General features: G+C 59.4%; 14 protein-coding genes. 8 read left to right on the forward strand and 6 right to left on the reverse strand.

Annotated features, from left to right (window positions below; genetic code table 11):
• Positions 1–132: 132 nt before the first annotated feature.
• The 3 genes from HFP54_RS21455 (at position 133) to HFP54_RS21465 (ending at position 4,642) form a co-directional block, all read left to right on the forward strand.
• Positions 133–696, forward strand: a complete 564-nt coding sequence (locus HFP54_RS21455) for a hypothetical protein (RefSeq protein WP_146415967.1) — start codon at positions 133–135, stop codon at positions 694–696.
• 323 nt (positions 697–1,019) lie between these two features.
• Positions 1,020–3,983, forward strand: coding sequence for a CHAT domain-containing protein (locus tag HFP54_RS21460; RefSeq protein ID WP_168566733.1), 2,964 nt, complete (start codon positions 1,020–1,022; stop codon positions 3,981–3,983).
• Positions 3,984–4,063: 80 nt separating this feature from the next.
• A complete protein-coding gene (locus HFP54_RS21465) occupies positions 4,064–4,642 on the forward strand; it encodes a class I SAM-dependent methyltransferase (protein WP_168566734.1) in 579 nt (192 codons plus the stop codon).
• Between the two features lie 21 nt (positions 4,643–4,663).
• On the opposite strand, the gene HFP54_RS21470 is transcribed toward HFP54_RS21465, so the two are convergent.
• From HFP54_RS21470 to HFP54_RS21485, 4 genes are all read right to left on the reverse strand, one after another.
• Positions 4,664–4,975, reverse strand: coding sequence for a hypothetical protein (locus HFP54_RS21470; RefSeq protein ID WP_146415970.1), 312 nt, complete (start codon positions 4,973–4,975; stop codon positions 4,664–4,666).
• A gap of 102 nt (positions 4,976–5,077) precedes the next feature.
• Positions 5,078–6,703 (reverse strand): serine/threonine protein kinase, encoded by a 1,626-nt coding sequence (locus HFP54_RS21475; RefSeq protein ID WP_146415971.1) that lies wholly within the window; start codon positions 6,701–6,703, stop codon positions 5,078–5,080.
• A gap of 109 nt (positions 6,704–6,812) precedes the next feature.
• On the reverse strand, positions 6,813–7,337 hold the full coding sequence (locus HFP54_RS21480) for a GrpB family protein (RefSeq protein ID WP_146415972.1): 525 nt from the start codon (positions 7,335–7,337) through the stop codon (positions 6,813–6,815).
• A 183-nt stretch (positions 7,338–7,520) separates the two neighbouring features.
• On the reverse strand, positions 7,521–9,596 hold the full coding sequence (locus HFP54_RS21485; RefSeq protein WP_168566735.1) for a nucleoporin: 2,076 nt from the start codon (positions 9,594–9,596) through the stop codon (positions 7,521–7,523).
• 415 nt (positions 9,597–10,011) lie between these two features.
• On the opposite strand from HFP54_RS21485, the gene HFP54_RS21490 reads away from it, so the two are divergent.
• From HFP54_RS21490 to HFP54_RS21505, 4 genes are all read left to right on the forward strand, one after another.
• On the forward strand, positions 10,012–11,892 hold the full coding sequence (locus tag HFP54_RS21490) for a sensor histidine kinase (protein ID WP_235952156.1): 1,881 nt from the start codon (positions 10,012–10,014) through the stop codon (positions 11,890–11,892).
• Positions 11,889–12,353 (forward strand): ribonuclease HI, encoded by a 465-nt coding sequence (gene rnhA / locus HFP54_RS21495; RefSeq protein WP_168566737.1) that lies wholly within the window; start codon positions 11,889–11,891, stop codon positions 12,351–12,353. Before HFP54_RS21490 ends, rnhA begins: the two co-directional genes overlap by 4 nt.
• A gap of 237 nt (positions 12,354–12,590) precedes the next feature.
• The gene (locus tag HFP54_RS21500; RefSeq protein WP_146415975.1) at positions 12,591–15,158 is read left to right on the forward strand and encodes a DNA gyrase subunit B; all 2,568 of its coding nucleotides are present in this window, start codon (positions 12,591–12,593) and stop codon (positions 15,156–15,158) included.
• 120 nt (positions 15,159–15,278) lie between these two features.
• A complete protein-coding gene (locus HFP54_RS21505; RefSeq protein ID WP_168566738.1) occupies positions 15,279–17,327 on the forward strand; it encodes a thioredoxin domain-containing protein in 2,049 nt (682 codons plus the stop codon).
• Positions 17,328–17,339: 12 nt separating this feature from the next.
• Here the strand turns inward: HFP54_RS21505 and HFP54_RS21510 are convergent, their stop codons facing one another.
• Positions 17,340–19,802, reverse strand: coding sequence for an ATP-binding protein (locus HFP54_RS21510; RefSeq protein ID WP_168566739.1), 2,463 nt, complete (start codon positions 19,800–19,802; stop codon positions 17,340–17,342).
• A 294-nt stretch (positions 19,803–20,096) separates the two neighbouring features.
• On the opposite strand from HFP54_RS21510, the gene HFP54_RS21515 reads away from it, so the two are divergent.
• Positions 20,097–20,936 carry a purine-nucleoside phosphorylase gene (locus HFP54_RS21515; RefSeq protein ID WP_146415978.1) on the forward strand — a complete coding sequence of 280 codons (840 nt, stop codon included), beginning with the start codon at positions 20,097–20,099 and terminating at the stop codon, positions 20,934–20,936.
• A 19-nt stretch (positions 20,937–20,955) separates the two neighbouring features.
• On the opposite strand, the gene HFP54_RS21520 is transcribed toward HFP54_RS21515, so the two are convergent.
• A complete protein-coding gene (locus HFP54_RS21520) occupies positions 20,956–21,642 on the reverse strand; it encodes a 3-keto-disaccharide hydrolase (RefSeq protein WP_146415979.1) in 687 nt (228 codons plus the stop codon).
• Between the last annotated feature and the right edge of the window lie 66 nt (positions 21,643–21,708).

Consider the following 21,708-nt stretch of genomic DNA (forward strand, 5'->3'; position numbering starts at 1 on the left):
TGGCGGGTTGACGCACCGCCTGGACATTGAAAGCGTCAGGCCGCTGGGAACGGCACAGGCCCGATCGTCGGGTCGCCGTCGATCCCGAATCCCCCGTTAAAGTCCTTTCCAAAGAGTTTGGAGAATCTGAGCATGACCAAGTTGTTTCTGGGTGCCGCGTTGAGCGTTGCGATGTTGGGCACGACCGCTTTTGCAGACGATTGCCAGTCAGGCCAATGCCTGGAAGAAGGTTCGCAAATCGGTGCCTTCCACGTGACCAAAGTTGCCGGTGCCGAGGAAGACGGCGTCGAAGTCGGCGAAAAGCTTTGCTATCGCTGCCGCTATGGATCGCGACCGATGGTGATGGTGTTCACCCGCACCACCGAAGGTAAATTGCCCGAGTTTGTTCAGAAGTTGGACAAGGCCGTGGAATCACACCAAGACGCGCAACTGAAGGGTCTGGTGACCCTGATCGGTGGCGAGTCCGAGAAGATGAAGAAGAGCGGCGAGAAGTTCGCCAGCGCCGCAAAGGCGAAGAACATCCCCGTCGTGGTGTCGGATGACGCCAACGGCCCGTCCAGCTACAAGATCCCCGAGGACGCGGAAGTAGCGATCGTGGTCGCCAACGAAAGCCAAGTGGTGGCATCGCACACCTACAAGGCCGACGCGATCGACATCGCCGACGTCATGAAGCATGTTCAAGAAATGCTGAACTGATGTTCGCATGGCTGTCGCCCCGCCCGTGACCACCGCGTCACAAGCGGACCGGGGTCGAAAGCATCGCTGTAACAGCCACAATCGATAAGCTCGGTCGCGTCAGCGGCCGAGCTTTTTTCGTGCGCGGCGAAACATTTCGACCGCGCCGCCGAACCGGTTAGACTGAATGGTTCTTTTCGAAATCGCTGCACGGGTCCGGTCCGCCCCGTCCGTTGCTTCCGCCACCGCCGGTGTGGATCACATCCGGTCCCGCGAAAAGCATCGTGACGTGCCCCACTGCGGAACGTCCTCTCTGTCACTCTTGCCACCTGCGGAAACTGTCCATGGTTCGCCACTCCGCCACCCCAGCCCTGCTTGCTCTGGTCGTCGTTGCGGTGTCGTTGGTTGATGTCCAGGCCCAACCGGTCGTCGGATTTCCCGGCAGCGAACCGAGCGGAACCTACCCGAACGAATTCTATTACGTCGCGCTGCAGGACTATCGCAACGGTGACCTGGAACTGGCGATGGACCGGTTTGATGTCGCCTTGGGACGTTGCCGGCGAGACATCAACGGCCGCTGGATTGATTCGATCCCCGTCTTGGCGATGACCGCCGAGTGCCATTGGCACGCCGGCAATCTTCCCGCCTGCCGGGCCGCGCTGGATCAGGTGTTCCAGTTGGTGGCGCGTCACCGTGGATGGCTGGGCCGTGTGGACTGGGACCAACTGGTCCAACCCGGTGCGGTGCGATCTCCGACGCGCGGACTTTGGCCCGAGGCGGCGGCGGTGCGGGTGCTGACGTTGTCCCGCAAGACTTCATTCTTGTCGGGCGAACAGGCCACCGAACAGCGAATCGCCCAGGGCGGATCGTTTGAACAATTGAATATCAAATCGATCGATGCCGTCGAAGTCATGCGTGGCATCGCTCTGGCATCCTTTCGGCGTCGTGTCTTGATGGGCCCGCTCAGCAATCAAGACCCGCTGGGCACCGATGCGTTGGAATCGACAAAGTATCCGTCGGAACTAAATTCGGTTCTGGGCAAGACCTTGATCGGTTCGATGCGTGCCTGTGAACGCTTGGGCGTCATGGACGATGGTCGCGTCATGTCGGATGTTTCCAAATACTCGACAGTGCAGGGCGGTGTGCATCCGCTGGCCGGCGCGTTGATGCTGTGCGACGCCTATGCGACGGCGGGAACGGACAATTGGTCGGCGACACCCGCCAAGGCTCGAATGACCGCCAATGCCGCCGCGGCGCTGGAGCAACCGGAGTTGGTCGGCGAAGCCGCTCAGTTGGCCGCGGGATGCGCGACATCCGCCAATGCCGTTGCTGTCGCCACGTTCTGCAAAACCGCGGCGTTGGCGATCGGTCGCGAATCGCGTTTGGCGGCGCTGCACTGTTTGGTGGCTGCGGCCGACGCGGCGGTCACCGCGGGCGACGCGGCATCGGCTTTGGAATTGATCCGCCAAGCACAGACTTTGTCCTCGCGTCGTGATGTGGTCCAACCACGCATCGATGCTTATGGTGCCTACGTTGCATCCAGGTTGGCGGCCTTGCAGGGAACGACGCTTCAGAGCACAGGATCCGGCGCCAGCAAGCTGGACCAATCGCTGGCCAGCCTTTCCAAGTTCGCACTGAACCATTCGTTCGGTCGGCGCAGCGTGACGTCGATGCCCCGCGTGTCGCAACTGTCGTTGATCGTCCAAGCCACCACAGCGACTCGTGGGGCCACCGCTGGCGACGAAGCGTTGCAACGCTACTGTGCCGCCGCTCCGGCGGAGGTTTGGCGACGTGACCCGGTCGACGCGATGGCGATCACGATGCTGGACAAATCAACGGCGCTCGACTTGTGGCTACGGTTGGCCGCCAACGACACCGATGGTCGCGAATTTCTGCGGCGTCTGGACGTCGTCTTGGCCGACCGCTTCTTGCGTCATTTGCCACTGGGCGGCCGAATCGCTCAGGTGCGTCAACTTGCGACTGCCCCTGAAACCATCCTGCCGACCGAAGCGGTGAAATTCCTGGCTGATGCGGGCCCCGTATTTGATCCTTTGCGAAACGCGGCCGGACAGGCCGTCCCCCTGGATGCCGATGCGGCGACGGTGAAGGGCAACCAGCAAGAGGTCTTGGCGACTCAGATCGCTTTGAACCGTGGAACATTGCCGCGGGTGATTCCGGCGCCCGCCGATCCCACGCCGCTGGCCGACCAGATCCCGGCAGGGCGCGCGCTGGTGACTTTTACGCGTGTGGGAACCGGCGTCATCGCCACCCTGACGTTCCAAGGCGAAACCGACATATGGGCGGTTGCCGGGGCGAACCGATTGGGCAACGAAGTCGCCATGGTGCTGCGTGAAATCGGAGCGATGAAAAGCCGCGGCAAACGGCTGCCCGAAAACGACAACTGGAAATCAGCGGCCGGCAAGTTGGCGAAGCGTCTGTTTCCCGATTCACGCATCGAAGACCTGAAAGGTTTGCAAGAAGTGGTCATCGTTCCGGACGGTCTGTTGTGGTACCTGCCGTTCGAATTGTTGCCCGTCGATGAAGCCGATGACGTCATGTTGGGAGACGCCCTTTCGGTGCGTTACGCCACCACACCGGGGTCGGCATTCCATCCAACCGCACCGACAGCCGCCAATGGACCGATCGCCTTCGTCGGTGGTTCGTTCTTTCAACCCCAAGATCGCCAAGCGAATGAAGCCGCGATCGAATCGGTATTGGGGCGACTGGAACAATCACGACGCCTGGGAGTCGAAGACAAGATGCCCAGCGGATTGCTGGGTGATAGCGTTTCGGTGCTGGCCGTCGCCGCGGCCAAAGCGCCGGATCTGAAACGTCCGCTGGCGTTCAACGTCGGGGCCTACGACGGGGCTTCCCCGATGGGATCGCTGGACGGTTGGATGCGTTTGCCGGGGCCCAGCCCACGGTCGGTCGTCCTGGCCGGTTTCCGTACGCCCGTCGGCGTCGGAAAACTGGGCGGCGGTGACGAACTGTTCATGACGATCACGGCGTTGCAAGCCGCCGGCGTCCGCGACGTGATGATCACTCGCTGGGCGGTGGGAGGCCAATCGACCGCCACGGCCTTGAGCGAACTGTTGCCGGAAATTCCCTTCCTGGGTCTGGTCGGCGCATGGCAGCGGGCCAAAAGCGTGCTGAAAGAGACCGAATTGGATCCGGCGGCCGAACCGTTAATCCCACAGTCCGAACATAAACGCGAAGGGGTCACCGGTGGACAACCGCTGTTTTGGGCGGGATACCTGTTGGCCAGCCCCACATCGCTTCAACCGCCGCCGTCGGTGCCCCAGCCCTGACGTGACACGGTCCAGGCGATTCCCGAAACGCGGCCGCCCGAAGTTCGCCTACGCCGCCGCCCCAACGATTGCCCGACACGATGTCCGACACCCTGACGTTCCTGAAAAATTTCATCCGATCGCCCACGCAGGTGGGGGCAATCGCGCCCAGCGGACGTCAGTTGGTGGATCGAATGACCGACTGGATCAAGTGGGAATCAATCCGCAATGTCGTCGAATATGGTCCGGGCACCGGGGTGTTTACCGAAGCCATTGCCGATCGACTCCATCCCGAAGCACGCTTTTTTGCGATCGAGCGTTCCCCGGAACTGGCCGCCACCACGCGACAGCGTTGCCCCGGTGTGAACGTCGTCGAAGACAGTGCGTCCAATGTGCAAGCACTTTGCCGACAACACGACATGCAAAACGTCGACGCCATTTTGTGTGGGCTGCCCTGGGCTTCGTTTCCCGATTCGCTGCAACAAGAAATCATGGATGCGACATTGGCGGTGCTGCGTCCCGGCGGGCAATTCGTCACGTTTGCTTATTGGCAAGGCGTCATCCTGCCAGCCGGTCAGCGGTTTCGCCGACGGTTGGACCAGAACTTTTCCAGCGTCCACCGCAGCCCTACCGCGTGGGCCAATTTGCCGCCAGCATTCGTTTATCGCTGTGTGCGTTGACCGATTCAATTCACCACGGCATCACTGACCCAATCGACTGGCAGCGATTTGGTCCAGCGACCACATGACAACGCTGTAGGCAATCCACACCAACAGGAATGTGTAAATCGTCACGACGACGGTCCACAAGATTCGCTCGGCCGTATTGAATCGCTTGTTGATCCACAGCAACGGAACACCGAAAACACCCGCGACCAAGAACAGCACCGCCAACACGGCCGCCTTGCTTTGTGTCACGCCCTGACTGGACGTCGACGGGCCATGTTCCGGGTGCACGACCGTGGCTTCGTAAATCGGTTCGTCCGATGCGTCCTGAGGTTCGGTCGGCGACATGACGTCGAAAGTCCTGTGGATGAAATGGGAACCGTCGGGACCGCCGACCGCCAGGGCCGCCGATACGTGCAACGGTTGCGCACCAGCCGTGTTGCGGTTGATTCAATTCGCCCCGGACGCCACCGCCTCGATGCGGTCTTGGGCTTGTTGAACCAGGGGCGCGACGGCCGCGTTGTCGGCGTACAAATCAATGATGCTATACCAGATTTTTCGGGCCGCGATGACGTTTCCACTTCGGTATGCCGAATCGGCTTCCTTCATCTTTGCGATGATGATTCCCGCCGCTTCGCCACCTTTTTGGCCGGTCGATTCAATCTGGGCAATCTGACGCCGCGCCAGGTTCACGAATGCCCGGTACTGATCTTGATCGGCCAACAGCGTGACGATGCTGCGGTATTTGGCAAGAGCCGATGCATCGTCGCCGAACCGCTGGTACTGCAGTGCTTCGGCGTACAATCGTTCGCCTTCACCACGCAGAGGCAAATTACGCTTCATCTTGACCGACAGAAAATGCTCCGCTTCGACCATTTCCACTTGCTCGATTTGGTCCGCGGCCCAAGTTGCGTGTTCACCGTTGGGGAATTTGTCCAGCATCGGCTGTAGATAACTGATTTTGGCTTGGATCTTGGCGCCGCGCGTCCCCTCGGCCAACAGGTCTTCGGCCCGCTGACGCATCTGGTCTTCGCCAAGAGGCCACATGAAATACGCCAGCAATCCGATGATCGCGGCAAGGCCCAGCAGCAACGCCCACCACTGGTCGTACCACGACGCATCATCGACAGGCTGATCGTCGTCCAAGTCAACGATCTGTTGTCCCAACAAGACCCGGGCTTCGTCACGCTGGCTCTGATCGCCGATCTGTACGGGACTGAAACCCGAAGAAACCTGTTCGGCGACACCAGCCCGAGACATCGATCGCTTTCGCACCTCGGCCAACCCCATTTTGACCGCGGCCGCGCCCGCCGGCCGTGATGCCGATTCGGGGTGGATCAACTGGCCGACCAATTTGTCCATCCAAACCGGCAAGTCCATCACCACAGTTGCCGGGGATGTCGGCGCGGCATGACGCACCGCATCACGCATCTCGGTCGGCGTATCGGCGTCATACGGCAAACGACCGGTCAGGCATCGATACATGATCACGCCCAACGCGTACAAATCCGACTTTACACCGGTCGCGGCGTCATCATCCACGGTTTCCGGGGCGCGGTACGCCAGCTCATGCGCCTCCAGCGGTCGGCCGGTTTGAAAGGGTCCGTCGCCACGGGCAAGTCGCATGTCAACCAAGATCGGACTTAGCCCCGCAACGATCACTTTGTCCGGCTGCAACCGACCGTGATACATCTGCCGCTCGTGCAAATATTCCAGCGCGTCGACGATGCCTTCGGCCAGATCCAGAACCGTTTCCCAAGGCAGGCGGTCCCGACGGATCAGCATCGAATCCAGCGTTTCACCGTCGATCAGCTCGTAAGCCAAATACGCATCGGTTTGTTCGAATCCACCGCCATAGCACTTGGCAATGCCGGGATGCCGGATCGTTTTCAGCTGGTCCCACTCCGACTTGAATTCGGCGCGGGTCTCCGGCGTTCCGCCGAACGGAACATTGAAGACTTTGACGGCAACGGCGGCCTTCTGTTTCAGATGAATGGCCCGCCAAACGGAACTGCGCGATGGGTGGTCCCCGAGCTTCGTTTCAATGGCCAGGGGCCCAAGGCGGCTGCGTGCCATGTGATTGATTGGCAAGTGGGAAACGGTCGGCATCGTTACAACGTCAAAGGCGATTATAACCCGACCGCCGGCTTTCAGCCCCGCCGATGATTGGACGATCAGCCCGACGTTACGGTAAGTTCAATTGTTCCATCAGATGGGTGAACACGCCGTCTTTAGCACGCGGATAGTCCTCCGGATCGCCGCCCGTCCGCTTCCAAATGCCGACTTTGGCGTCTTCGAAGCGAAGGCTGGCTTCGGTATCGGATCGCAAATGATCGCGAATCGCTAGCGCCGCATGCCAGGCCGGCGTGCCGATGGGCATCAGAAACAACTGGTGCGTCACCGGTCCCCCGCGAGGCTTGATCAACCGCACCGCAGACAAATCCCAGTGGGGTGGTGGCAGAGGCCGAAAGTACAGCCCTTCGATCGACAAGGCCGCTTCGTCCATCTGGTTCGCATCGTGAACTCCGGCAAGCACATCGATGATCGGCTGGCTGATGCGTCCCGGCAACGCGGTACCGCCGATGTGTTCGACCTGCGTGATCATTCCCTGACCACACTGCAAAACGCCACTGCGAATCTGTTGGAATTCCTGACGCCAACGCGGATCGTGATGGCTCAGCCGAATCGGCAAATCAGCGTCTTCATCCATGGTGTTCACTCATGCGGGTTCAATCCCCGGGGCGATGCATGACGCCACGAGCACAAAAAAACCGGTCCGAGCAGGACGCCCGGACCGGAATACAATTCTTCGGTTTTAGCCAGTTTTGCCTAGGCACAGCGGTCAATGCGATGAATGCGATTTACCGTTGTGCGTTGGGCGTCTAGGGCATGATTACTTGTCGGCAACCATGGCCAGACGCGATCGCTGGATCTTGGACTCGATCGCCGAGACATAGGCACTGTCGGCTTCGCACAACCGCTCACGCGGCACCGTGCAGGTGCGACCATTGGCTTTCATCAAACGAACTTCGCTGGACGAAATCTGGATCAGACGACCTTCGGTGCTAAAGTTGCCCGTGTTGTCGACCCAGACGCGAACGCGAGTTTCGGACAACGGATCCACGGCGACCGGTTTGGCGCTGACGACTTGCAGCGAGGTTTCCGCCGGCTGGACTTCGGCCACTTCGGCGACACGTTCTTCGTCCTGGGCATCGGCCGACGATGCTGCGACGTCTGCTTGCACCGGAGCCGCTTTGCGATTCGCACCGAACAAATCATCGGTGGAGAATTCAAAGTCGTCGTTCTCTTCCGACTCCGAGGTCGGGGTCATTTCTTCGGGGGCACCGAACAGGTCATCGAAGACGCCTTCACGCTCATTTTCGGCACGTTCCAAAGCTTCACGTTCGCCGAACAAATCGTCCAAGTCATCAACCGGTTCTTCGGTGGCCGGCGGATCCCCGAACAAGTCTTCCAAGCTGTCGCCTTCGGGTGCCGGTGCCTCTTCGGCCGGGTCACCGAACAGGTCGTTCAAGGTTCCCTCTTCGCCCGAGGGAGCTTCTTCCATGGCGGGGGCTTCGTCACCGAACAAGTCTCCCAAGCTGTCGGTCGATTCTTCGGCGGCCGGGGCGGTGTCCGGGGTATCAAACAGTTGGTCCAGTTCCGAATCGGCGGCCGGAGCTTCCGCTTCGGCAGGTTCACCGAACAGGTCGTCCATCGCCTCTTCAGCAGCCGGAGCTTCCGCTTCGGCAGGTTCACCGAACAGGTCGTCCATCGCCTCTTCAGCAGCCGGTGCTTCCGCTTCGGCGGGTTCACCGAACAGGTCGTCCATCGCTTCTTCAGCAGCCGGTGCTTCCGCTTCGGCGGGTTCACCGAACAGGTCGTCCATCGCTTCTTCAGCGGCCGGAGCTTCCGCTTCGGCGGGTTCACCGAACAGGTCGTCCATCGCCTCTTCAGCGGCCGGGGCTTCCGCTTCGGCGGGTTCACCGAACAGGTCGTCCATCGCTTCTTCAGCAGCCGGGGCTTCCGCTTCGGCGGGTTCACCGAACAGGTCGTCCATCGATTCTTCAGCAGCCGGAGCTTCCGCTTCGGCGGGTTCACCGAACAGGTCGTCCATCGCCTCTTCAGCAGCCGGGGCTTCCGCTTCGGCGGGTTCACCGAACAGGTCGTCCATCGCTTCTTCAGCAGCCGGGGCTTCCGCTTCGGCAGGTTCACCGAACAGGTCGTCCATCGCTTCTTCAGCGGCCGGGGCTTCCGCTTCGGCGGGTTCCTCAATGGCGGGCTCTTCGACAGCTGGTTCCTCAACAGCTGGTTCCTCAACAGCTGGCTCTTCGACAGGCGGTTCTTCCATCACAGGTTCTTCGGCCGGAACATCCGATGGGCTTTCGGTCGCCGGTTCTTCGGCTTCGAGCGGCTCAGTCTCGGCGGGCGGCTCAGTCTCGGCGGGCGGCTCGGGGAACGATTCTTCCGCGGCGGGTGCCGCTTCGGGCTCGGTCGCGACTTCGTCGTCAGCGGCCGGCTCTTCAGCCTCCATTGCTTCGGCCGGTTCTTCGACCGGTGCCGGCGGCACCACGGCATCGGCCGGCGGTGCGACCACTTCGCCTTCGACGATCGGTGCCGATTCGATGATGGTCGGTTCAACAACAGTTGCGCCGCAGCAATCGCCTTGGATCACGGGCGTCGCGACGACGTCCGCACAGGGATCCGCGGGCGCAGCGCAGCAGGGTTCCGGTTCAGGCTGGCATACGGGCGCGGGCGGGCATGCCGGTGCCACTTGGCACACGGGTGCCGGATCGCAAACCGGCGTGGGACAACAAGCGGCGGGGGCGGCCTTGGTACGGCTGCCGCACGCGTCGTGCCCCTTGCCCAGGTTTTCCAGTAACCACCCCGCTGTGGCGGGACTGATACTTAGGACTGTGATCAAACAAAGGACGAGCGTCCATCGGACCACGAGACGGATCGTGCGTTTCATCTTTCTCTGGCTCCTCGCCGGATTGATGCCGAAAAGGTCGGAAGTAGGTAGAAAACGGTCCCCTTCGGACGTGCGGGGCCGCAATTCTGGGGGGTGAATCGACGGATAGACCGGCTGTTATTCCCAAAAGCTTAGGTCAAAGACGCTGCCGTGACGGCGAACGGAGACAACAACAGGGCCATATTGCCGGTTCACTGTAATTATGGCCCTTTACAACGGCAAGAAGCGCCGGATGGGTAAGATAGAGGGGTTTGAAACGGTCTTGCGGGCGGTAAGGTCAGCCCAAGCCCTCTGAAATTCGTCTCCGCGCCGCCCCGCTGATTCGTCAAACTCGACGGCTCCGTTTCCAAGCCCGCGTCTCCGTCCGACAGATCCCATCGCAATGCTCCGATTGCTGCAAAGTTTGATCTCGTCGATGAGTCTGGAGCGCAAGTGCTTGCTCTTCTTCGGTTCGGCCCTGTTGGTCTTGATGTTCGGTGCGTTCGCCGTCGTCCAGGTGTTGGCCCGCGGGTTGGTTCTGAACACGACCAAGCAACGCGCGTTGGACTTCAAGCCACACGCGCTGGAAACGCTGCACGAACAGGCGTTTTGGAACGATCAGGATTTCGCCAGCGAGGCGGCGGAAACGAAACGGACCGCCCTGGAAAAGCTGCACAAGCAATTGTTGGGCGACAAGATGCGGTTCCAGATCTTGGGTCTGGATCATTCCGATTCACCCGGCTTCAGCAATCTGCCACCACGGCTTGCACCGGAGTCGCCCGAACTGCTGCGGAAATTGGAAAACCTGGAAGCCGAGTTTCGGCGACGGTTGGCCAACCGTATCGCATCCAGCGGCGTCGACATCACTCATCCGATCGACCTGGGTGAAGACGAAGCGATGGCCCGCATCGGGGCCGGCAGCAATCCTGTCGCCTTGGGCGAAGAAGTCGACAACAACGAATACGTTCTGTACACGCCGATCTGGCCTGATGAAACTTGCGTGTCCTGTCATGCCCCGATCGGACAAAGCAATCAATCGCTCAGCGACGAGGACCCGGTCGCCCGTGCCGCACAGTATCCGTTTCGGGTGATGAAGGTCACGATGCCCAACAGCGGCACCAACGCATCGACCGAAGGGATCCGTGCGATCATCATCGCGATGGCCATGCTGATCGTTGCCGCAACGTTGTATGTGATGCATGCGATCGTGCGTTATCTGGTTCTGCAACCCCTGTATCACCTGCGTGACGTCAGTGACGCCATCACCCATGGGGACACCAGCCAGCGGGCACTGATCGACACGGAAGACGAGTTCCGCGAATTGGCCGACGCTTTCAACCGGATGCTGCGTCACTTGACCGAAACGCAGTCCCAGATCGAAGACGTCAACCGCGAACTGGACGCGCGTGTCGACCAGTTTGCACAATTGAACTTGCAACTGTACGAAGCCAACCGGCTGAAAAGTGACTTCTTGGCCAACATGAGTCACGAACTGCGGACACCGCTGAACAGCATCATTGGGTTTTCCGAAGTCCTACAAGACATCGATTCGCTGAACGACAAACAGCGGCGATACGCGTCGAACATTCAGAAAAGCGGTCGCTTGTTGCTGGAAATGATCAACGACATCTTGGACTTGGCCAAGGTCGAAGCAGGCAAATTGGAGGTCAAACGCGGCGAATTTGATTTAAAACGCGTCGTTGCGGCTCAGTGCGACATGATCGGGTCGCTATCAGAGGAAAAGAACATCTCCGTCATTCAAAAGATTCCGGACGATTTGCCGGCCGCGTACCAGGACGCCGGCAAGCTGGGACAGATCCTGAACAACTTGCTCAGCAATGCCATCAAGTTCACGCCCGAAGGCGGCATCATCACGATCGGCGTTCAAAACTTGGGCGATGAATTTCGGTTGTCCGTCCGCGACACGGGAGTCGGCATTGCCGAAGAAGATCATTCGGTGATTTTTCAAAAGTTCCGACAAAGCAAGCAAGTGCTGGACGGCGAAGGCTTGACCCGTGAGTTTGCCGGAACCGGCCTGGGGTTATCAATCGTCCGCGAATTGTCAAAGCTGTTGGGCGGTGAAGTCGACTTTGAAAGTGAACTGGGTCGTGGCAGCACGTTTTGGGTGACACTGCCGTGGGAACTTCGTAACGCCGACATCTTTACCGCATCCCAACCGCACGTTGCGTCAAACAGGGACGACGATCCGCAACAAGCATCCGGCACCGGCTCCAACGGCTCCGGTGCAAGCAATGGTCCGCCGCAAACCGACAGCGGATCACCACCGCATTTCCCCACACCGACCGATGCCCTATGAAACCCGTTGATTTGTATACCGATGGCGCCTGCAGCGGTAACCCAGGACCGGGCGGCTGGGCGTTCATTTTGCGGTGCGGGTCGACGGGGAAACAGGTCGAACGCAGCGGCGGGGACACCCCGACGACCAACAACAAGATGGAATTGATGGCCGTCATCAAAGGCCTGGAATTGCTGAAGGAACCGTGCGACGTCACCCTGCACGCCGACAGCACCTATGTCGGGCAGGGCATCAATAGCTGGATGGCCGGTTGGAAACGTCGCGGCTGGAAACGCAAAGACGGCTCGAAATTGGTTCCGGTCAAGAACGTCGAATTGTGGAAGCGTCTGGACGAATTGATGCAGACGCATCGCGTCAAGTTTCGGCACGTCAAAGGCCACGCGGGGCACACCGAGAACGAACGATGTGACGAACTGGCCGTCGCCGCGTACCAGAAATACTTGCACCATTCGTCTCGATAGGCCCGCGTCTCTTCGGATCGATCCCCGGCCGGCTTCCCAGCCCCGGTGACCGTTTTGGCGGGCCTTTCATGTCTTTGGTGACTGTTTTCGGGTGACGTAGACTGCGGAAACACCCGCCCCGGGGCCGGACCCCACCGACGCCCCGGCGGCATCGTCAAAAGGGCTGCAAACCGCTAGAATTGCGGCTTCTTCGGCGTCCCCACGCCGCCCCCGATTCGGTCCTCAACGCAGACGTTCATGAGCGATCCTCAGTCAACCGATCCACAGCCCACTGATCCTCAGTCGCCCGATTCCCAGGAATCTGCCCAGCAACCGGCCGGCCAACCGGCCGCGGCGGCTCCGGCAGCCAATTCGGAATACACCGACAAGGACCTCCAGCACCTTTCGGACTTGGAACACGTCCGCGAGCGGCCGGGGATGTACATCGGGGACACGACCGGGCGCGGGCTGCACCACTTGGTGTACGAGGTCGTGGATAACTCGATCGATGAAGCGATGGCGGGCTTCGCCAAAACCGTCTCGGTCACCGTCCATACCGACGGCAGCGTCACGGTCGAAGACGACGGCCGCGGTATTCCGGTGACTCGTCACGACCAGTTGTCCGAAGAATTGGACCGCGAGGTCAGCACGCTCGAGGGCGTGATGACCGTCTTGAAATTCGGCGGCAAATTCGAAAAAGGTGCCTATCAAACCTCCGGCGGCCTGCACGGCGTGGGCGTGACGGTCGTCAATTTCCTGTCCCAGTGGGCCGAAGTCGAAGTCAGCCGTGACGGTTCGACGTGGACTCAGGAATACGAACGCGGCGTCCCCACCGGCCCGATCCAGAAGGGACGTGCCACTAAGAAATCCGGCACCAAGACCACGTTCAAGCCCGACGGTCAAATCTTCAGCACCACCAAGTACAACTTTGACACGCTGGCCAAACGGCTGCAGGAACTCGCATTCCTGAACAGTGGCGTTCACATCAAATTCCATGATGAACGCAACGGCGAAGGCGGTGATTTTCTGTACGAACGCGGCATCATCGAATTCGTCGAACACCTCAATCGCGCCAGCGACGTCCTGCACAGCGACGTGATCGTCTTTACCGGCAATCGCGACGGGGTCGAATACGAAATCGCGATGCAGTACAGCACCGAGTTCACTGAAAACGTCCAGTCGTACGTCAATAACATTCACACGATCGAAGGCGGCACGCACGTCTCAGGTTTTCGTACCGCGCTGACGCGGACGTTGAACAATTACGGCAAGAAAGAAAATCTGTTCAAGAACACGACGCCCACCGGCGACGATTTTCGCGAAGGTCTGACCACAGTGATCAGCGTGCGTGTGCCGCACCCGCAATTCGAAGGGCAAACCAAAACCAAGCTGGGCAACGGCGAAGTCGACGGCATCATCGCCGGCGGCGTTGGCGAACAGCTGACCAAGTACTTGGAAGAAAACCCCCGCGTCGCCAAGACGATCGTCCGCAAAGGCCTGTTGGCAGCGGAGGCACGCGAGGCGGCCCGAAAAGCCAAGGACTTGCTTCGCAAACGGAAAGACGCTTTGGGCGGCGGTGGTTTGCCCGGAAAACTTCGCGACTGCATCAGCAAGAAGATGGAGGAGTGCGAAATCTACCTGGTCGAAGGTGATTCGGCCGGCGGATCGGCCGAAGGCGGACGGATGCGTGAATACCAGGCCATCCTGCCGCTGCGTGGAAAGATCATCAACGCGTACAAATCGCGCGAAGACAAGGTCTTGGCCAACGAAGAAGTCCAGTCGATGATCCAGGCCATCGGCACCGGCATCGGAGCCGATCAAGACATCAGCAAGCGGCGGTACAACAAAGTCGTCATCATGACGGACGCCGACGTGGACGGCAGCCACATTCGGACGCTGTTGTTGTGCTTCTTTTACCGCCAGATGTATCACTTGGTCGCCGGCGGCCACGTGTTCGTCGCTCAACCTCCGCTGTACCGCGTGCAGCAGGGACGCAATCGATACTACGTCCAAACCGATGAAGAAATGCGGACACGATTGCTGGAACGCGGTTTGTCCGATTCGATACTGGAATCCGAAGACGGACGCCGCGCCGAAGGCGACACGATGCGGTCGCTGGCCACCACGCTGGCGTCCATGGAGGATGCCATCGTTGCCTTGGAACGACGTGGCACCAGTCTTAAGAATCATGCCGTTCGCCTGGACCCGGTGACCGGAAAGCTGCCGACATTCCTGTTGACCGCCGGCAACGACGAACACTGGTTCGGTTCCCAAGAAGACGTCGATGCATTCTTGAGCGCAAACAATCTGGTGCTGGACGTCGAGGAAAATGAAGCCGACGAAGCCGAAGCAAACGGCGAAGACGCTCAAAAGGAAGTCACCGAGATCGTGAACCTGGCCCACTTGGAAGAGATTCACGAAGTTCGCACGATCAACAGCGGATTGAAAGATCTGCAACCTGTCGGCTTCGGGTTGGATGACTTGATCCCGGTCGACCGCACCGGAACCACCGCACCGCGATTCGAACTACTGCGTGGCGACGACGTTCGCCGACCTCTGGACGATCTCCGCGCTCTGTTGCCTGAGATCCGCAGCGCCGGTGAAAAGGGTCTACAGCTGACTCGTTTCAAAGGCTTGGGTGAAATGAACGCCGAAGAACTTCGCGAAACGACCTTGGATCCCGAAAACCGAACGCTGATCAAAGTCAACTTGACCGACGCCGGCGCGGCCGACGAAATGTTCCGGTTGTTGATGGGTGACAAGGTCGAACCGCGTCGCGAATTTATCGAAAAGCACGCGCTTGACGTCCGCAATCTGGACGTCTGATTCTTCTTCGGATTCGTGCCCCAATCGCCCCCGGCCGCGACCGTGACGAACCGCTTCGGGGGGCGCGTCGCGCCGGCGTGTCATGATCCCGCATCCATTCCGCCACCCATCGTGGACACCATGCCGAATCGACTTGCCGAATCGTTAAGTCCCTATCTGCTGCAACACCAAGACAACCCGGTCGACTGGTTTCCCTGGTGCGAAGAAGCATTTCAGTTGGCCAAGAAACTGGACCGACCGATCTTTCTGTCTGTCGGTTACGCGGCCTGCCACTGGTGCCATGTGATGGAACACGAGAGCTTCGAAAACGAAGCGATCGCGGAGTTTCTGAACAACTACTTCATCAGCGTCAAAGTCGACCGCGAAGAACGCCCCGACGTCGACCAGATTTACATGAACGCGGTCCAGGTGATGAGCGGCCGTGGGGGTTGGCCGATGAGTGTGTTCCTGGATCACGATCGGCGTCCGTTTTATGCCGGGACGTATTGGCCGCCGACACAGCGTGCCGGGATGCCCGGTTTCGCGCAAGTTCTGGATGCCATCGCAGCGGCATGGCAGGACCGTCGCGATGAAGTGGTGCATCATGCGGATCAAATCACCGCGGCATTGACGCAACTGGCCAAGGGCACCGGTGATTCGGTCGACCAGCCCGCCGAAGACGTCGAACTGGCACGCCGTATCGTCCGACAAGCCTGCGACCAGTTGGTCCGGGTCCTGGACCGCAACGACGGCGGTTTTGGCGGCGCGCCCAAGTTCCCTCATGCGACCGACTTGTTGTTGCTGTTGTCACAAGTCGCCGTCAAACCGAACGTCGATTATCGCGGTGCCTGCGAATTGACGCTGAATAAAATGGCCGCCGGTGGCATCTTTGATCACATCGGTGGTGGTTTTGCCAGGTACAGCGTCGACAGCAAATGGCTGGTGCCGCACTTCGAAAAGATGCTGTACGACAACGCACTGCTGGCGACCGCATACACACGTGGTTTCCAAGTCACCGGCAGCGGCCACTTCGCCGCCGTCGCGGACGCCACGCTGCGGTACATGGCACGCGACATGGTCGACCCGTCCGGCGGTCTGCACTGCAGCGAAGACGCCGATAGCGAAGGCGTTGAAGGCAAATTTTACGTCTGGAAACCCGGCGAAGTGACGGCGGTGCTGGGCAAAGAACGCAGCGATCGTTTTTGCCAAATCTATGACATCACCGATGCCGGAAACTTCGAAGGTACTTCGATCCCCAACCGTCTGCACGCGACGGATCCCAACGCCTGGGACTTGCCCCCCCAAGTCTTGGAAACGCAATTGGCCGCCGATCGCGAAGCTTTGCGACAGGCCCGTCAAAAACGTGTGCGACCGGGCCGCGACGACAAAATCATCACCGCCTGGAACGCGCTTGCCATCGACGCGTTTGCCGTCGCCGGCGCCGTGTTCGACAGCCAAGAATGGATCGACGTCGCGACCAAAGCAGGGCAGTTCTTGTGTTCACGGATGCGGCGTGATGATGGTCGTTTGCTGCACGCGTTTCGGTCGGGAACCGCGCACTTGGACGCCTACGTGGACGATTATGCGTTGACCGCATCGGCGTTCGTCACGCTGTACCAGGTCACTGCCGATAAAACTTGGATCGACACAGCAAACCAGCTTGTCGACAGCATGATCGAACATTTCTGGGACGATACCGAGGGCGGTTTCTATTACACCGCGGATGATTCCGAAACTTTGATCACCCGAAACAAAGACTGGCACGACGGCAGTCTGGTCAGCGGCAACGGCGCCGCGGTCAACGTATTGCTGACGCTGGCCGACCTGACCGGCAATGACCGATATCGACAATACGCCCAGCGAACGCTCAACACCGCGGCGGAAATCCTGCAAAGCCAATCGGCGGCGGCCGCGTCGTTGGTGATCGGGCTGGATCGCTTCCATCGCGGCAACCGCCAAATGGTTCTGGCGGTCCCGTCCAAGTCAGATGTCCCGGCTTGGCGCGGCAAACTGTTTGCCAAGCATCGCAGCCACACCACACTGGCTTGGCATCTGGGCGATGCGGACAACGTGGCGCTGGCCGATCAAAAGTCCTGTGTCGACGGCCAACCGACGCTCTATGTCTGTGAAGACTTCACCTGTGGCCAGCCGCTGACCGCTGATTCCGTGGTGTCAGCGTTGGCGGAATAGGGCCTTGGCCGATCACGATTCCAACGATGGCTCCCATGGAACCAACGGTGTGGCAATCCCGTCGGTGTCCACCTGCCAGGGCACCCAAGCGATGACCGGTGTCTCCGCTTTCAGGTCACCTTTGCGAGGCGGAATTTCCGTGGTGTCGATCTCGATCCGCTCGGGATCATAGGTTTCGTTCAGCCGATCGATTTCGCGGCCCAGTTCGTCTTCCAACGCTGAAATATCATCGCGCAGGCGGTCCATGGCTTGTTCGGCCTGCTTGACGTCCAAACGCTGGCGATTGGCATAGGCCGCGCTGCGGGCGACGGTCGACATCCCGGTTCGGCGACCGCCCAAGAATGCTCCCAAGACGCCCTGAACCAGTGTTGCGCCGGCCGAAATCATCGACGACGAACTCTGCGCCGCTTCGCGATCGACACGTTCCTGTGCTTTGTGCAGTTTGTCTTCCAGCGAACGAACCTTGGACTGGATCTTGTCACGCAGTTTTTCTTCCAAGCGGTCCTTTTCCTCGCGATAGCGTTGACGGAAATAGGCCATCGCCTCGCCACGATTCTTGGAATCCTTGGCTTCTTCGTCCAGCAACACGGACCGATACAACGTGAAGGTGCAGTGACGGTACATGTAATCTTTGAACTGCGATCGATAGGTCCGATACTTACCTTTGCTGATCAATTCGTTCGGCAAGTCTTTGAAAACAAAGCCCGGCTCCGGTTCATCACTTCGTTCGATATCGCGATGCAGCGGGGCACTTGTTTCCCACAGCGGATCGGGGAACCCGTGGTCACATCGTTCCAAGTGGCAAATGTCACGCCAGTGTTCCAGGTCCAAGCTGGATTTCGAAAACCGCATGGATCCTTCGACCAACAATGCCGGACGATAAATCAGCTTACAACCTTTGGTGGATCGCACTTGGGGCACCAGAAAACACTCTTCGATGCCCGCCGGCACAACGGGTCGCGGTTGATCGGATTGACCGGCATCATCTTCATCGCCCGCATCCGTTTGGGCGTCCGCCATCGCCTGTTTGCGATCCTGCATCAATCGGCTGATTTGATTTCTGGCCAGCGGTCCGGCCAGAAATGACATGGCCCATCGTGTTTGGAAGACCGATGGGAACCCATCATGAACGTTGTTCATCAGGAAGACACGTTTGCCCAAACCGGCCAGCGTCTGTTCCATTTGGCCTCGATCAAAAGCTTGGCCCGATTGGGATGCGGCCCCTTCCAAACCCTCCAAGACACGTGCCTTGTCGCGTTCGGTTTGCAGGCGTCCCAGGAACCAGGTCCCGATGTTGGACAGGCCTTTGTAATCCAGGTCGACCGGGTTTTGCGTGGCCAGTGTGATTCCCACACCAAACGCACGGGCCTGTTTCAACAGCGTCAACATCGGCGGTTTGGAAGGTGGGTTGGCGACCGGCGGAAAGTACCCCGCCACTTCGTCCATATAAAACATCGCCCGCAATGAACTGGTGCCCGATTGCCGTCGCGTCCAAGCCAACAATTCGTTCAGCAAAATGGTGACGAAAAACATTCGTTCGTTCTCATTCAAATGAGCAATCGAAAGAATCGTCAAACGCGGTTTGCCTTCGGCGGTGAAGTACAGATCTTGGATCGACAGCGATTCGCCTTCCAACCATGACGCGAACGCGGGGGACGCCAGCAAGTTGTTCAATCGCATGGCCAACTTGGCGCGTTCGGTCGCGGGCATGAACGATTCAAGGTCCAACACACCAACCCGGCTGATCGGTGGCGATTGGATCAAGCGAATCAGTTGCGCGACCGCGACGCTCTTTCCCTCGGACCATTCGTGCTGAAGGATCGACGAAACCAAAATGTGCTCGGGTGACACCATCGGATCGGCATCAATCCCGATCAACGTCAGCAAGCCGCTGACGGCGCCGGTGATTCGTTCGGCCACCGCTTCGCCGTCTTTTAATTCTTCGGGTGTCGGCGCATCAAAACTGCGTAACACCGTCATGGGCAAACCGATGTTGCTGCCGGGTGTGTAAATCGCAACATCGACCGCTTCCTTCAGCCGTCGGATTCGCTGGCCGTCTTGTCCCCACGACGCCAGCCCGTCATGCCACGTCGTCGCGGTGGATTCGGCCAATTCATCCAGCGTTTTTCCTTGCCGGGTGGCTTCACCCGCTTCCAACCAAGGCTTGAAATCCTCCGGCCTCAGATCGGGAAACGTTAACAGCAAGTTCGCCAAATCTCCTTTGGGATCGACACAGATCGCCGGGATGCCATCGATCGCGGCCTCTTCCAACAGTGACAAGCACAACCCCGTCTTGCCGCTGCCCGTCATCCCGACGCACATCGCATGCGTGCACAGGTCTTTGGAGTCGTACATCAACAGGTCGTCCAACATTTCGCCCTGCTGCAAGTCGTAATGACGCCCCAGGTAAAACGCGGACAGTTTCTCAAAGACCTTCGGATCAGGCGTGTTGGCTTTGGTGTCGTTCTTGGGCATCAACGTTTCCGTCGTGATGAGATGAAGCGGTTTGGAAAAGCCGGCCGGCGTTGCGTCGCGTGCCGTTTGAATCGTAGCGAATCCCATCAAAACGCGTAGCCGCAGCGTGACGTCTGCAGTTTTCGTCCCAGGCCCCTGAATTTTGGATTCCGCACAGGCCCGCAACAATGATCTGCCCCACGTCCACGTCGGCGTCGATATCGGCTATGTTTTCCGCGCGTGCCATGCGATCTGCGGCATTCGCATTTGCGGCACCTGCTTTTCGATCAATTCCCTTGATGCCAGTTTCCGGCCATGCTTGACCTGTACGACAAGATCCAAGACGCCTGCCAAGTCATCCGTCAGCATTTTGACGCCACACCACGGGTCGGCATCATCCTGGGGACCGGGTTGGGCGGTCTGGTCGGCGACATCGATGTCCAGGCAACCATCGCCTACGAGGACATTCCGCACTTTCCCCGTTCAACGGCGACCAGCCACGCGGGCCGATTGGTCTGCGGCACGCTGGGCGGCGTTCCCGTGTTGGCCATGGAGGGCCGTTTTCATATGTACGAGGGCTACGCGCTGAAGCAGATCACATTGCCGGTGCGTGTCTTCAAGGCCCTGGGGGCCGAACTGTTGGTCGTCAGCAACGCCTGTGGCGGTCTGAATCCGCAATACAACAATGGCGATATCATGGTGATCGAAGATCAGATCAACCTGATGGGCGACAACCCACTGATCGGCGTCAACGACGACCGACTGGGTCCCCGATTCCCCGATATGTGCGAACCGTATGACCAACAATGGATCGACAAAGCGATGCAGGTCGCACGCGGTGATGGCATCTATCCGCACAAGGGCGTCTTCGTTGCCGTGGCCGGCCCCAACCTGGAAACCCGTGCCGAATATCGCTTTTTGCGTCTGATCGGGGCTGATGTTGTCGGAATGAGCACCGTGCCGGAAACGATTGTGGCCGTCCACAGTGGTTTGAAGGTACTGGGACTTAGCGTCATCACCGACATGTGTTTGCCCGATGCGTTGAAGCCGGCCAACGTCGAAGAAATCATCGAAACGGCCAACCAAGCGGAACCAAAACTGCGATCAATCGTGCGAGGCGTTGTCGCCGAAGCCGGCCAGACCCGCTTGGCCTGATTGCTGGCACCGAAGGGCATCAACCCGCCAGTGGGGTCAGTTCAATCCCGCGGAAATGAATCTCCGCGCCCTCGGCTTGTAACCCGATAGTTCCGGCAACGTCTTCCACGTCGTCGACCACGTTGATCTTCTTGCCGTTCATGCGGACCACCATCTTTCCGTCTTTCAACCGCACGGTCAGTCTGTTCCATTGGCCCACCGGCTTCTCGGCATTCTCAAGATGGCTTAGCCCCTGGAAGTCACCCAGGTCTTCGTGCCCGGTGACCTTCTTCAGTCGCTGGGGATCGCCGTCAACGTGGAAACCATAAAAGCCCCACACGTCGCCGGCACGGCCGTGCATCAGTTGGACTTCGGTGCACTTGGTCAGAAACGATGGCGGATCGCCCGACATCCGAAGCAACAAGCCGCTATTGCCACCATCAGAACCCTTGGGCCAACGGTACTGCAGTGTCAAACGAAAATCCTTGTAAGATTTGTCGGTGTGCAGATAGCCCATCGGATCGCCAGTACACACGATCACGCCATCGTCGACCTTCCAGGTGTCCGCCGGATCGGTTTGCGAATCGAACAAGTACGCCGTCCAGCCGTCCAAGGTTTTGCCGTCAAACAGTGACACGGCCTTGGTGTCTTGTCCTGCCGAATTCGATGTCATGGCCAAGCACAACACCAGCGGGCAAAATGGGGTCAAACGTTTCATCATCGACATGTTGATCCTCGTCGTTTCGTACGGATCCAAGACGGAAAGGGGGACGAATGTTCGCTGGAGTGTTCC

Origin of the sequence: Crateriforma spongiae (genome assembly GCF_012290005.1) — a bacterium.
GTDB classification, from domain to species: Bacteria; Planctomycetota; Planctomycetia; order Pirellulales; family Pirellulaceae; genus Crateriforma; species Crateriforma spongiae.

Bases quoted from the DNA above. Each gene is read 5' to 3' on its own strand.
- HFP54_RS21515 (WP_146415978.1), top strand. From the start codon at position 20,097: ATGCTTGACCTGTACGACAAGATCCAAGACGCCTGCCAAGTCATCCGT.
- HFP54_RS21465 (WP_168566734.1), top strand. From the start codon at position 4,064: ATGTCCGACACCCTGACGTTCCTGAAAAATTTCATCCGATCGCCCACG.
- HFP54_RS21520 (WP_146415979.1), bottom strand. From the start codon at position 21,642: ATGTCGATGATGAAACGTTTGACCCCATTTTGCCCGCTGGTGTTGTGC.
- HFP54_RS21500 (WP_146415975.1), top strand. From the start codon at position 12,591: ATGAGCGATCCTCAGTCAACCGATCCACAGCCCACTGATCCTCAGTCG.
- HFP54_RS21475 (WP_146415971.1), bottom strand. From the start codon at position 6,703: ATGGCACGCAGCCGCCTTGGGCCCCTGGCCATTGAAACGAAGCTCGGG.
- HFP54_RS21505 (WP_168566738.1), top strand. From the start codon at position 15,279: ATGCCGAATCGACTTGCCGAATCGTTAAGTCCCTATCTGCTGCAACAC.
- rnhA (WP_168566737.1), top strand. From the start codon at position 11,889: ATGAAACCCGTTGATTTGTATACCGATGGCGCCTGCAGCGGTAACCCA.
- HFP54_RS21480 (WP_146415972.1), bottom strand. From the start codon at position 7,337: ATGGATGAAGACGCTGATTTGCCGATTCGGCTGAGCCATCACGATCCG.
- HFP54_RS21485 (WP_168566735.1), bottom strand. From the start codon at position 9,596: ATGAAACGCACGATCCGTCTCGTGGTCCGATGGACGCTCGTCCTTTGT.
- HFP54_RS21470 (WP_146415970.1), bottom strand. From the start codon at position 4,975: ATGTCGCCGACCGAACCTCAGGACGCATCGGACGAACCGATTTACGAA.
- HFP54_RS21490 (WP_235952156.1), top strand. From the start codon at position 10,012: ATGAGTCTGGAGCGCAAGTGCTTGCTCTTCTTCGGTTCGGCCCTGTTG.
- HFP54_RS21455 (WP_146415967.1), top strand. From the start codon at position 133: ATGACCAAGTTGTTTCTGGGTGCCGCGTTGAGCGTTGCGATGTTGGGC.
- HFP54_RS21460 (WP_168566733.1), top strand. From the start codon at position 1,020: ATGGTTCGCCACTCCGCCACCCCAGCCCTGCTTGCTCTGGTCGTCGTT.
- HFP54_RS21510 (WP_168566739.1), bottom strand. From the start codon at position 19,802: ATGCCCAAGAACGACACCAAAGCCAACACGCCTGATCCGAAGGTCTTT.